This window comes from uncultured Brevundimonas sp. (genome assembly GCF_937863155.1).
GTDB lineage: Bacteria > Pseudomonadota > Alphaproteobacteria > Caulobacterales > Caulobacteraceae > Brevundimonas.
In genome coordinates, this window is the sequence record NZ_CALMFB010000063.1 from 25,184 (window position 1) to 37,019 (window position 11,836).

Sequence of the window (11,836 nt, forward strand, 5' to 3'; positions counted from 1 at the left end):
GGGCCGTGAGAAAATTCCTGGTCGTCGTCGACGACAGCCCGGAGTTCGACGCGGCCCTGCGCTATGCCTGCCGCCGCGCCCGCTCGACCGGCGGTCGGGTGGCCCTGCTGCGGGTCATTCCGCCCGGCACGGACCAGCACTGGTCCGGCGTGCGCGAAGAGATCGAGCGCCAGCAGCGCGACGAGGCCGAGGCCCTGCTGTCGCGACTGGGCCAGGAGGCGGCCGAGCGATCGGGCGCCCAGGCCCTGTTCCTGATCGAGGAGGGCGAGCCGGTCGAGGCGATCCGCAAAGTCGTGGGCGATGATCCCGACATCAAGATCATGGTCCTGGCCGCCGCCGGGGGCGCGCGTGGGCCGGGGCCGCTGGTGTCGGCCGTCCTGAAGCACGGCGCGGCCTTCGGCGGGCGCAAGCTGCCGGTCACCATCGTGCCGGGCGAGCTGACCGAGAAGGACATCGAGGATCTGGCCTGATCTTGTTGCGCTAACGCTAGGCTCGCGGAGCCTCGCTGCTTGAGCGCGAAAAATTCTCCCTCCCCCGAAGTGGGGAGGGTGGATGGCGCGAAGCGACAGACGGGTGGGGCGACGCGGGCAGACTTTCCCACCCGGCGCTGGCGCGCCACCCTCCCCATAAAGGGGAGGGAGACGGTTGCGCCTCGGGCCTCCAGAGCGCATCTGACGGCCATGTTCATCCAGACCGAAGACACCCCGAACCCGAACGTCGTGATGTTCACGCCCGACCGGCTGGTGTCGGCCGAGGGGCCGCTGGACTATCCGAACGAAGAGGCGGCGGCGGCCTCGCCCCTGGCGCGGGCGCTGTTCGCCATCGACGGAGTGGCGGGGGTCTTCTTTGGGGCCGCGGCCGTGTCCGTCACGCGCCTGGCCGAAGGGCCGTCGTGGGCCGAGATGAAGCCGGCCGTCCTGACCGCCATCATGGACCATTTCGCCTCTGGCGCGCCCCTGGTCGATGTCGTGGCGGTGGAAGCGGCGGCCGCCGAGGACGACAGCGAGATCGTGGCCGAGATCAAGGCGCTGCTGGACAGCCGCATCCGCCCCGCCGTGGCCCAGGACGGCGGCGACATCCTGTTCGACCGCTTCGAGGAGGCGACCGGAACCCTGTATCTGCAGATGCGCGGCGCCTGCGCCGGCTGTCCATCGTCGTCCGCCACCCTGAAGGCCGGGGTCGAGCAGATGATGCGCCACTATGTCCCCGAGGTGGAGCGGGTCGAACAGACCCTGTGACGGCCTGAAACGGCGGGCTGAAACGGATTTGTCCTCGCGCACATCGGCGGCTTGGGTCATGATGGGCCATGGTCCGCTTCACCACAGACGATGATGTCCGCCGCCTGGGCGACGCCCTGGCCGAGTTGCGCCGCGAAAAAGGACTGAGCCAGGCCGAGGCCGGCGCCCGCATCGGCATGACCAGTCAGGGCTGGGGCCTGTATGAATCCGGCCGCCGGTCGGGCCTGTTCCGGCCGGACATCCAGCGCCGCCTGACCGGCGCCCTGGACGCCACGCCCGAAGCCTTGATGCTGAAGCTGGAGCCGGAAGCAGACGTAAGCGTTTCATCGCCGCAGCGCGCTCCCGGTGTGGAATCAACTGGTGCGGCCTTTCGCGGCCCGGCCTTGCCGGCCGATGTTCGCCTGATGGTGCTGACGACGAACGAGATGGCGCCCTGGGCGGCCGCAGGGGTGACCATCGCCTATCGCCCCGGACAGCCGCCGCGCGAAGGCCAGGGCTGTCTGGTGCAGATGGCGGACGGACGCCGGCTGGTGCGACTGTATGGCGGCCGTACGGACGCGAATGTTTCATTGTTGTCAGGCGTGGGCGACAGCGAAAGTGTTTCTGTGGATCGCATAGCCGCCCTGTCCGCCGTGGTGGGACGCTTTGACGCCTGATGAAACATAAATATTGCCATCAAAAGCGTTTCATTGTAGATAGGCCCGGCGACGAAGCAAAGGCAGTCGGGGGACGGCTTGATGACCAGGGGCGCAACAAGAGGCGCCGATGGCGTGGATCGCGCCGTGGGCGCTCGGATCGCGTCTCGTCGGGCCGCCCTGGGCTGGTCGCAGGCGCGGCTGGCGACCGCGGTGGGCGTCAGCTTTCAGCAGCTTCAGAAATACGAGTCCGGCCTGAACCGTGTCTCGGCCTCGCGCCTGCATCGCATCGCCGGGGTCCTGGGGGCGCCGGTGGCCGATTTCTTTCCAGACCCCGCCGAGCCCCCATCGCACGACAGGGACGCCCCGCCTCTGAACCGCGAAGCGCGCGGCATGCTGGCGGCCTTTGCCCGCATACAAGAGGCGCCGGTGCGCCGTGCGCTGGTTCAACTGGTGCAGGCCCTGGCCGCCTGACGGCAGCGGAGGCGAGGGCGTGAGCCGGTTTCTGGTCATCGACACCGCCCTGAACGCCTGCCAGGCGGGGCTGTTTGACGGCGAGGCCGCCGTGGCGACGCTGGCGCGGCCGATGGAGCAGGGCGGGATGGAGCGGATCGCCGGCCTGGTGCGCGATCTGATGCAGGCGGCGGGCGTCGGCTTCGACACGGTGGATCGCATCGGCGTCACCGCCGGGCCGGGATCCTTCACCGGCCTGCGGGTGGGTCTGGCGTTCGCGCAAGGGCTGGGCGCGGCCCTGGACCGGCCGGTGATCGGGATTTCCAGCCTGGACGCCCTGGCCGCGTCGGTCGCGGCGGACGGCGCGGTGATGGCGGCCATCGACGCGCGGCGGAGCCAGGTCTATGCGCGGCTTTATCGCGACGGGGCGGCCCAAGGCCCGGCCGAGGCCCTAAACCTGGATCAGGCGCGCGCCCTGGCGGCGGATCAGGGGCCGGGCCTGCGCCTGGTGGGGTCGGGCGCCCCCCTGGTGGGCGAAGGCCTGGACAGGCCTGACATTCTGCCCTTGGCGGCGCCGGACCTGTCGGCGCTGGCGCAACTGACCCTCGCCGCCGATCCCCACGCCTTCCCGCCCCGGCCGATCTATCTGCGGGCGCCGGACGCCAAGCCGCCGACCCGCCGCCCTGGCGCGCCGCGCACGACGACATGAGCGAGTTCACGGCCCAGGCCCTGGCCGATCTGCACGCCACGGCCTTTGCGGCGCCGTGGAGCGCGGCCGCCATCGCCGAACTGCTGGCCCAGCCGGGCGTCTTCGCCGAGGGGGATGAGGACGGCTTCATCCTGATCCGCGTCGTGGCCGACGAGGCCGAGATCCTGACCCTGGCCGTGCGGCCCGAGGCGCGTCGGCAGGGGGGGGGCGCCCGACTGGTGCAGGCCGCCGCCGGTCGCGCCGCCGGCCAGGGCGCCGCGCGCCTGTTCCTGGAGGTGGCCGAGGACAACGCCGCCGCCCGCGCCCTTTACGCCCGCTGCGGCTTCTCCGAGGTCGGTCGGCGACGCGGCTATTATCCGTCGTCCGGGGGCGGACGGATCGACGCCCTGATGCTGGCGCGCGACCTTTGCGGGCTTCCCTAGGCGGGGGACGCGGCCTATCCTTGCGACCCATGGACCGGATCGAACAACTGTGCGCCGAGCGCGGCATGCGCATGACCGAACAACGGCGCGTGATCGCGCGGGTTCTGTCGGCGGCCGAGGATCATCCCGACGTCGAGGAGCTGTATCGCCGCGCCTCGTCGATCGACCCGCACATCTCGATCGCCACCGTCTATCGCACCGTGCGCCTGTTCGAAGAGGCCGGCGTGGTCGAGAAGCACGACTTCGGCGACGGGCGCAGCCGCTATGAAGAGGCCGGCGACGACCACCACGATCACCTGATCGACACCAAGACCGGCGAGGTCATCGAATTCTTCGACGCCGAGATCGAACGGCTGAAGACCGAGATCGCCAAACGGCTGGGCTTCGAATTGGTGGGGCACAAGCTGGAGCTTTACGGCCATGCCATCCCCGGCGCCGAGCCGGGCGAGCGCGAGGGCCTGATCTATCGCCGCCATCGCAAAGAGGACGACGCGGGTCCGACCGGTTGAAGCCTCTGGCGACGGCAAGTGGCGCGACGGGCGCGGGCGCATTAAAAGATCGCCCATGACCCAGACTCAGGACCACGCCGCCGACACGACGGCCGGCGCCGCGACCAAGCGCCTGTTCATCAAGACCTACGGCTGTCAGATGAACGTCTATGATTCCGAGCGCATGGCCGATGTCCTGCGCCCGCTGGGCTATGCGCCGACCGATACGGCCGAAGACGCCGACTTCGTGATCCTGAACACCTGCCACATCCGCGAGAAGGCCGCCGAGAAGGTCTATTCCGAACTGGGCAAGATGCGCGAGCTGAAGGACGCCCGCGGCGGCGCCATGACCATCGCCGTGGCCGGCTGCGTGGCCCAGGCCGAGGGGGAAGAGATCATGCGCCGCCAGCCGGCGGTCGATCTGGTGGTCGGGCCCCAGGCCTATCACCAGCTGCCGGAGCTGCTGACGCGCACCGCGCGCGGACGGGGCGAGCGCATCGGCGCCGACTTCGCCCCGGTCGACAAGTTCGACGCCCTGCCGGCGGCCCGTGGCGTGGACGGGGTGACCGCCTTCCTGACCGTGCAGGAGGGTTGCGACAAATTCTGCACCTTCTGCGTCGTGCCCTATACGCGCGGGGCCGAATGGTCGCGGCCGGTGGCGGCGGTGCTGGCCGAGGCGCGCGCCCTGGCCGACAAGGGGGTGCGCGAGCTGACCCTGCTGGGCCAGAACGTCAACGCCTATGACGGCGAAGGGCCGGACGGAAAGCCGTCGACCCTAGCGCGGCTGGCCTATGCCCTGGCCGAGATTCCGGGCATCGACCGCATCCGCTATACGACCAGCCATCCCAACGACATGTCGGACGAACTGATCGCCGCCCATGGCGATCTGGACGCCCTGATGCCCTATCTGCACCTGCCGGTTCAGTCGGGGTCTGACCGCATTCTGCGGCTGATGAACCGCAAGCACGGCCGGACGAAATATTTCGAGCTGATCGACCGCATCCGTCAGGCCCGGCCGGACATGGCCATGTCGGGTGACTTCATCGTCGGCTTCCCCGGCGAGACCGACCGCGATTTCGAGGACACCATGGATCTGGTGGCGCGGGTGAACTACGCCAGCGCCTTCTCCTTCATCTATTCGCCGCGCCCCGGCACGCCCGCCGCAACCATGGCGGTCCAGGTTCCGACCGACGTCGCCAAGGCGCGCCTGCACGCCCTGCAGCAACAGTTGATTCAGCAGCAGGTCGCCTTCAACGAAAGCCAGGCGGGCAAGACCCTGCCGGTGCTGTTCGAAAAGATCGGCCGTCATCGCCAGCAGGCCATCGGCCGCTCGCCCTATCTGCAGTCGGTGCATGTCGAGGACGCCCGTCACCTGATCGGCCGGATCGTGCCGGTGACGATCCTCAGCGGACAGCAGAACAGTCTGACCGGCGTCCTGGCGGCCCCGGCCGAGGCGGCCGCCTGATGGCGCGTGACACCGACTTCATCCCGCTGAACGCGGTCGAACTGGCGGCCGTGGTCGGCCCGGCCAGCCGCCACATCGCCCTGGTCGAGGACGCCTTCAAGGTGCTGATCGAACAGCCCGGCGCGGGGGTCTCGGTCAACGGCTCGGCGCGCGATCGCGGCCAGGCGCGGCGGGTGATCGAAGACCTGGCCTCGCGCGCCGCCATGGGCGCCGAGGTGACCGAGGCCGACGTCCGCGCCGCCCTGGGCGCCGTCATGGGCCGGGCCATGCCCGCCGCCCGCGCCGATGCGCCGGTGGCCGAAACCCCGGCCGGATCGGTGGCCCTGCCGGTCGGACGGCGCGGCGCCATCGTGCCCAAGACGGCGGCCCAGGCGCGCTATCTGGAGACCCTGGCGCGGTGCGAACTGAGCTTCGGCGTCGGCCCGGCGGGCACGGGCAAGACCTTTCTGGCGGCGGCCTATGGCGCGTCCCTGCTGCGGCGTGGCCAGGTGGACCGGCTGGTCGTCACTCGCCCGGCGGTCGAGGCGGGCGAGAAGCTGGGCTTCCTGCCCGGTGATCTGAACGAGAAGGTCGACCCTTATCTGGCGCCGATCTGGCAGGCGCTGGACGACATCCTGGGGCCGGACGAGGTGCGCCGCCGCCGCGACAAGGGCGAGATCGAGGCCGCCCCCATCGCCTTCATGCGCGGACGGACGCTCAGCCACGCCTTCATCATCGTGGACGAGGCCCAGAACACCTCGCGCCTGCAGATGAAGATGGTGCTGACTCGCATCGGCGAAGGCTCGCGCATGGTGGTGACCGGCGATCCGTCGCAGGTCGATCTGCTGAACCCGCGCGATTCCGGCCTGGCCCATGCGTTGCGCATCCTGGACGGGGTCAAGGGCGTGGGGATCGAGACGTTCAGGGCCGAGGACGTGGTGCGTCACGCCATGGTCGAACGGATCGTGCGCGCCTATGACGCCGACGCCGCCCAGCGCCGCCCCGCGCCCGACCTGGAAGACGCGGACTGATCGCCGGTGACCGCGCCCGTCATAGAAATCGAGATCGAGGACGACGCCTGGGAGATCGTTCCTGAGGTCGAGGCGCGGGTCGTCGCTGCGGCCGCCGCGGCCTTGCACGACGCGGGCGGGGCGGTGGTTGTGCTGCTGACTGATGATGCGGCGGTTCAGGATCTGAACGCCCGGTTCCGGGGCAAGGACCGGCCGACCAATGTGCTGTCGTTTCCGGCGCCCGAGACGGCGCGGCCGCATCGGGGCGACCTGGTGCTGGCCTATGGGGTGTGCGCGGCCGAGGCGGCGGAACAGGGGAAGACCATCGCCGATCATCTGAGCCATCTGGTCGTGCACGGCGTTCTGCACCTGCTGGGCCGGGACCATGAGGACGACGCCGAGGCCGAGGCGATGGAGGCCGAGGAGCGCGCCATACTGGCGACCCTGGGCGTGGCCGACCCCTATGCAGGTGAACGATGAGCGGACGGTTCGAGCAAGGGTTGACGGCGCGGTGGTCGCGCATCGGCCTGGCGCTGGCGGCCGGGGCGGCGACAGCGTTGGCGCATCCGCCGTTCGGGGTGTTGCCGGGGCTGTTGGGATACCCCCTGCTGATGCTGCTGGCCGAGCGGTCGGGCACGGTGCGAGGCGCCGCCTGGATGGGGTGGCTGGCGGGGTTCGCCTATTTCCTGATCGGCTGCTGGTGGGTGGCCGAGGCGTTTCTGGTCAATCCGGCCCAGGCGTGGATGGCGCCCTTCGCGGCCAGCCTGCTGCCCATGGGGCTGGGCCTGTTCTGGGCGGCGGCGGCGGCGCTGTATCGCCGGTTTGCTCCCCCAGGGATGGCGCGGGTGCTGGTCTTCACTGTCCTGTTCGGCCTGATGGAATGGCTGCGCGGCCATGTGCTGACCGGCTTTCCGTGGAACCCGGCGGGCGCGGCCTGGAAGGCCGGGTCGGCGGGATCGCAGTTCGCGGCCGTGGCGGGGGTTTATGGTCTGAGCCTGGTCACCGTGGCGGCGGTTTCGGCGTTCGGGCCTCTGGCGGTCGCGGGCGAGCGTCGCCCGCGCCTGATCGCGGCGGGCGTGGGCGCAGGGGCTCTGATCCTGCTGGTCGCGGGCGGCATGGTGCGTCTGCATCAGGCGAAGGTTCAGCCGACAGACACCCTGATCCGCATCGTCCAGGCCGACATCGACCAGGACTACAAATGGTCGCCCGACGCTTATCGATCCATCGTTGATCGCTATCTGGCCCTGACGGTTCAGCCGGGGGCGGAACGACCCGACATCGTCATCTGGCCAGAGGGCGCCCTGCCGGTGACCGCCGCCGATTTCCTGGGCGAAGGTTCGGCCGAGGCGGTCGCCCTGTCGCGCGCCATGCAGCCGGGCCAGAGCCTGATCATGGGCCTCAGCCGGGGCCAGGCCGATGCGTCGGCCGAGGGCGGCGCCCGCTATTTCAACAGCCTGTTCGTGCTGAACGACGAGGGCGGGCCGGGCCTGCGCATCGCCGCCGTCTATGACAAGCACCGGCTGGTTCCGTTCGGCGAATATCTGCCGCTGGGTCGGATGATGAGCGCGCTGGGGGTGCGCAGTCTGGTGCATGTGCCGGCCGATTTCAGCGCCGGACCCCGCCCCGCGCCCATCGACGTGCCGGGCGCACCGCGCGTGCAGCCGCTGATCTGTTACGAGGGCCTGTATCCCGGCTTCACCCCGGGGTCGGCCGGGCGGCCCGACTGGATCGTCAACATCTCGAACGACGCCTGGTTCGGCGCGACCTCGGGGCCCATCCAGCATCTGAACCTGGCCAGCTATCGCGCCATCGAGACCGGCCTGCCGATCGCGCGGTCCACGCCCACGGGGGTGTCGGCCCTGATCGATCCGTGGGGTCGGATCGTCGGCGGTCACCGGCTGGCGTCGGGCCAGTCCGGGGTGATCGACGCGCGCCTGTCGCGTCCGGCGGCGATCACCCTTTATGGCCGGATCGGGGACGGACTGTTCTGGCTGATGACGCTTCTGGGCCTGGCGCCGGCGGCGCCGTGGAGGCGGTTGCGCGGCGTCGGTTAAGATCCCCGAATCGGCAACCGTTGCTATATTTAGGCGATTTTTCGTGACAGGACGAGCGTTCGCGCGCACATCAAGCGTTGTGTCATCGCAATAGCAGGTGGGATACCGCTGATGCCCAGAGGCGCCGGGGATAACGGACCCCATCCGGTCGATCGCCATGTCGGGCGCCGGGTGTGCGAAAAACGGATCAGCCTGGGCTATAACCAGAGCGACCTGGGCCGGGCCCTGGGCCTGACCTTCCAGCAGATTCAGAAATACGAAAAGGGCGCCAATCGCATTTCGGCGTCCAAGCTGTGGGACATCGCCCGCTTCTTCAAGGTCGATATCGACTATTTCTTCCAGGGCCTGGCGGACGCCCAGCCCGGCATGGCCGAGGGCGACGCCCCGGCGTTCCAGCATGATTTTCCGGCCACCCGCCACACCATAGAGATCGCCCGCCTGGTTCCGGCGCTGCCGGTGCGCAAGCAGAAGCTGGTGCTGGAGATGGTGCGCGAGATGGCCGGCGCCTCCGGCGAAGACGACTGAGACCGGCCTATTCCTGATCGCCGCCGTTGCGACGCCGCCCGAACGTGGGCGCGCGTTCCTTCTGTTCGGCCCAATAGGCGGGGCCGTCGTCGGGCTTGAACATGGTGCGCGGCGTGCCGTCGCGGGCGACGACCGCAAAGGTGTTGGTCGAGGCCTGATAGATCAGGGTGTCGCCGTTGGGGCGTTTCGCCGTCTCGGCGTCGCGCGGCGGCGTGGTGGTGAAGGCCCGCACCTTGGCCATGAAATCCTCGGGCGACCGCGCGCCGAAATCGGCCCCGTTGCGCCGGTACAGCCGCTCGATCTTGGCATCGACCGTTTCGCGGCGATTGGCGGTGACGGCGGGCCTGGCCTCCGCCGCAGGTTCGGCCTCGGTGACTGCGGCCAGGGCCTGGGGCGCCTCGACCGTTCCGGCATCGGCCGCCCGGTCGCGCGTCTGAACGGCCGAAGACCGTTCGCAGGCCGCCAGGACCAGGATCGAAACAAACGCGGACGCCAGAATTCCCTTGGTCATGTCACCCTCCCGAACTGACCCACCGACGTTATCTAGGCACAGGTTTGGTGTTCATGCAATGTTCCTGGTTGGGTTCCTTTCCGGCGCCTCGACGCTGACACGCGCGGCGGTTAAACCCATGGCCATGAGTATGGGCGCGCTGGATGGCCGCAAGGTCCTGTTGATCGTCGGCGGCGGCATCGCCGCCTATAAGGCGCTGGAGCTGGTGCGGCTGATCCGCAAGGCGGGCGGCCAGGTGCGGGCCGTGCTGACGGCCGGCGGGGCGGCCTTCGTCACCCCCCTGTCGCTGGCGGCCCTGACGAACCATCCGGTGCGCGAAAGCCTGTTCGCGCCGGACGACGAAACGGCCATGGGCCATATCGAACTGTCGCGCTGGGCCGATCTGGTGGTCGTGGCGCCGGCGACGGCCGGCCTGATCGCCAAGGCGGCCAACGGCATGGCCGACGATCTGGCGTCGACCACCCTGCTGGCGACCGACAAGCCCGTTCTGATGGCTCCGGCCATGAATGTGCGCATGTGGGGCCATCCGGCGGTCGTAGCCAATGTCGCGCGACTGGACGGGTTCGAGGGCGGCACGGGCTTCCATTGGGTCGGGCCAGACGAGGGGGAGATGGCCTGTGGTGAATATGGCCCCGGCCGCATGGCCGAGCCGGCCGCCATCCTGGACGCCATCGAAAGCCGGCTGGCGGGCGGCGCGGGTCAACCCCTGCGCGGGCGCCGCGTGGTGGTCACCGCCGGCCCGACGTTCGAGGCGGTCGATCCGGTGCGCGGCCTGACCAACCGGTCCAGCGGCAAACAGGGTTACGCCATCGCCGGCGCCCTGGCGGCGCTGGGGGCCGAGGTGACCCTGGTGTCCGGGCCGGTCGCCCTGACCGCCCCACCCGGTGTGACGCGCATCGCCGTCGAAAGCGCGCGCGACATGCAGGCGGCGGTCCAGGCCGCCCTGCCGGCCGACATCGCCGTTCTGACCGCCGCCGTGGCCGACTGGCGCGTGGACGGCGTGGCCTCGGGCAAGATCAAGAAGGCGCCGGGCGGGCCGCCGACCCTGCGGTTGATCGAGAACCCCGACATCCTGGCCGGCCTGTCGGCGCCGGGGCCGCAGCGTCCGGCCCTGGTGGTCGGCTTCGCGGCCGAGACCGAAAACCTGATCGCCAACGCTCGGGCCAAGCTGTCGCGCAAGGGATGCGACTGGATCGTGGCCAATGACGTGTCTGACGATGTGTTCGGCGCCGAGGGCAACGCCGTGACCCTGATCGACCGTTCCGGGCGCGAGGACGCCTGGCCGCGCCAGTCCAAGGCCGCCGTGGCCCGCGCCCTGGCCGCCCGCATCGCCGAGCATTTCCGAGAGGTTTGAATGACCACCCTGCGTCTCCAGCGCCTGCCCCATTCCGAAGGCCTGGCTCTGCCGGCCTATGAGACGGTCGGGTCCGCGGGCATGGATCTGCGCGCGGCCGTGGCCGAGGATGCGCCGATGACCCTGGCGCCGGGCGCGCGGGCGCTTGTGCCCACCGGCCTGAAGATCGCGCTGGAACCGGGCTATGAGGCCCAGGTGCGGCCCCGTTCGGGTCTGGCGCTGAAACACGGCATCACCTGCCTGAACAGCCCGGGCACCATCGACAGCGACTATCGCGGCGAGGTGGGGGTGATCCTGGCCAATCTGGGCCAGGAGCCGTTCGTGATCCGGCGCGGCGAACGCATCGCCCAGATGGTCATCGCCCGGCACGAACAGGCTACGGTGGCCGAGGTCGAGACCCTGGACGACACCGCGCGCGGGGCCGGGGGGTTCGGCTCCACCGGCCGCTGACGCAACCCTTCTTCGGAGACCCGCGTTAACCCTTCTTCGCGGTCAAGCTTGACCCGCATTTTCAAGGAGGTGTGGCGTGGAAGCGTTTTTCGATCAGATCGGCGCCCTGGTGGGTGGGCTGTTCGGCCTGACCCAGGCCGGGTTCGACGGGGTCAATCAGGTGACGGGCCTGCTGATCGCGGTCATCGCCGCCCTGGTGATGCCGGCCTGGAGCCGCCTGTGGGCCACGGCCCTGGGGGCGACCCTGGTGCATCACATCGTCAACGCCGTGCGCCCGGTGCTGGATGGCGGCGATTTCGCCCTGCCGGCGCTGCTGACGCTGGGCTTCTGGATGATGACCCTGGCGCTGTTCCTAGGCTATGCGGTGGTGATCGCGGTCTTCTTCCTGATCCGCAGCCTGCTGACTGGCGGCCACCGGCACAGTCCCGCGCATTGAGGCGAGGGCGCTCCAAGCAAAAGGGCCGATCTTGCGACCGGCCCTTTCATGCTTCGACTGGAGCGGGCGAGGCGATTCGAACGCCCGACCCTCACCTTGGCAAGGTG

Annotated in this window: 16 protein-coding genes; 15 read left to right on the forward strand and 1 reads right to left on the reverse strand. The window is 69.8% G+C overall.

The genetic code is table 11. The annotated features are described in order from the left end of the window. Window positions 1-5 precede the first annotated feature (5 nt). From Q0581_RS10205 to Q0581_RS10260, 12 genes are all read left to right on the forward strand, one after another. Window positions 6-470 (forward strand): universal stress protein, encoded by a 465-nt coding sequence (locus Q0581_RS10205; RefSeq protein ID WP_298699945.1) that lies wholly within the window; start codon window positions 6-8, stop codon window positions 468-470. Between the two features lie 210 nt (window positions 471-680). Then, the gene (locus Q0581_RS10210) at window positions 681-1,238 is read left to right on the forward strand and encodes a NifU family protein (RefSeq protein ID WP_298699947.1); all 558 of its coding nucleotides are present in this window, start codon (window positions 681-683) and stop codon (window positions 1,236-1,238) included. Window positions 1,239-1,306: 68 nt separating this feature from the next. Further along, window positions 1,307-1,894 (forward strand): helix-turn-helix transcriptional regulator, encoded by a 588-nt coding sequence (locus tag Q0581_RS10215; protein WP_298699949.1) that lies wholly within the window; start codon window positions 1,307-1,309, stop codon window positions 1,892-1,894. A gap of 126 nt (window positions 1,895-2,020) precedes the next feature. Beyond that, a complete protein-coding gene (locus Q0581_RS10220) occupies window positions 2,021-2,347 on the forward strand; it encodes a helix-turn-helix transcriptional regulator (protein ID WP_298699950.1) in 327 nt (108 codons plus the stop codon). Window positions 2,348-2,366: 19 nt separating this feature from the next. Next, a complete protein-coding gene (gene tsaB / locus Q0581_RS10225) occupies window positions 2,367-3,035 on the forward strand; it encodes a tRNA (adenosine(37)-N6)-threonylcarbamoyltransferase complex dimerization subunit type 1 TsaB (protein WP_298699952.1) in 669 nt (222 codons plus the stop codon). Then, a complete protein-coding gene (gene rimI, locus Q0581_RS10230; protein ID WP_298699954.1) occupies window positions 3,032-3,457 on the forward strand; it encodes a ribosomal protein S18-alanine N-acetyltransferase in 426 nt (141 codons plus the stop codon). Before tsaB ends, rimI begins: the two co-directional genes overlap by 4 nt. 29 nt (window positions 3,458-3,486) lie before the next feature. Beyond that, window positions 3,487-3,966, forward strand: a complete 480-nt coding sequence (locus Q0581_RS10235) for a Fur family transcriptional regulator (RefSeq protein WP_298699956.1) — start codon at window positions 3,487-3,489, stop codon at window positions 3,964-3,966. Between the two features lie 55 nt (window positions 3,967-4,021). Then, a complete protein-coding gene (gene miaB, locus Q0581_RS10240) occupies window positions 4,022-5,410 on the forward strand; it encodes a tRNA (N6-isopentenyl adenosine(37)-C2)-methylthiotransferase MiaB (protein ID WP_298699958.1) in 1,389 nt (462 codons plus the stop codon). After that, on the forward strand, window positions 5,410-6,420 hold the full coding sequence (locus tag Q0581_RS10245) for a PhoH family protein (RefSeq protein WP_298699960.1): 1,011 nt from the start codon (window positions 5,410-5,412) through the stop codon (window positions 6,418-6,420). Before miaB ends, Q0581_RS10245 begins: the two co-directional genes overlap by 1 nt. A 6-nt stretch (window positions 6,421-6,426) precedes the next feature. Then, window positions 6,427-6,879: an rRNA maturation RNase YbeY gene (gene ybeY / locus Q0581_RS10250; protein WP_298699962.1), complete on the forward strand. Its 453-nt coding sequence runs from the start codon at window positions 6,427-6,429 to the stop codon at window positions 6,877-6,879. After that, complete coding sequence (gene lnt / locus Q0581_RS10255) at window positions 6,876-8,453, forward strand: apolipoprotein N-acyltransferase (RefSeq protein ID WP_298699964.1); 1,578 nt, start codon at window positions 6,876-6,878, stop codon at window positions 8,451-8,453. The genes ybeY and lnt overlap by 4 nt, the downstream gene beginning before the upstream one ends. A gap of 111 nt (window positions 8,454-8,564) precedes the next feature. Beyond that, window positions 8,565-8,978, forward strand: a complete 414-nt coding sequence (locus Q0581_RS10260; RefSeq protein WP_298699966.1) for a helix-turn-helix domain-containing protein — start codon at window positions 8,565-8,567, stop codon at window positions 8,976-8,978. A 7-nt stretch (window positions 8,979-8,985) separates the two neighbouring features. On the opposite strand, the gene Q0581_RS10265 is transcribed toward Q0581_RS10260, so the two are convergent. Next, complete coding sequence (locus Q0581_RS10265) at window positions 8,986-9,489, reverse strand: S-type pyocin family protein (protein WP_298699967.1); 504 nt, start codon at window positions 9,487-9,489, stop codon at window positions 8,986-8,988. Window positions 9,490-9,613: 124 nt separating this feature from the next. Between Q0581_RS10265 and coaBC the strand changes: the two genes are divergently transcribed. From coaBC to Q0581_RS10280, 3 genes are all read left to right on the forward strand, one after another. Next, on the forward strand, window positions 9,614-10,843 hold the full coding sequence (gene coaBC, locus Q0581_RS10270; protein ID WP_298699973.1) for a bifunctional phosphopantothenoylcysteine decarboxylase/phosphopantothenate--cysteine ligase CoaBC: 1,230 nt from the start codon (window positions 9,614-9,616) through the stop codon (window positions 10,841-10,843). Beyond that, a complete protein-coding gene (gene dut, locus Q0581_RS10275; RefSeq protein WP_298699969.1) occupies window positions 10,844-11,293 on the forward strand; it encodes a dUTP diphosphatase in 450 nt (149 codons plus the stop codon). 76 nt (window positions 11,294-11,369) lie between these two features. Further along, window positions 11,370-11,729 (forward strand): hypothetical protein, encoded by a 360-nt coding sequence (locus tag Q0581_RS10280; RefSeq protein ID WP_298699971.1) that lies wholly within the window; start codon window positions 11,370-11,372, stop codon window positions 11,727-11,729. The last annotated feature ends 107 nt before the right edge of the window (window positions 11,730-11,836 follow it).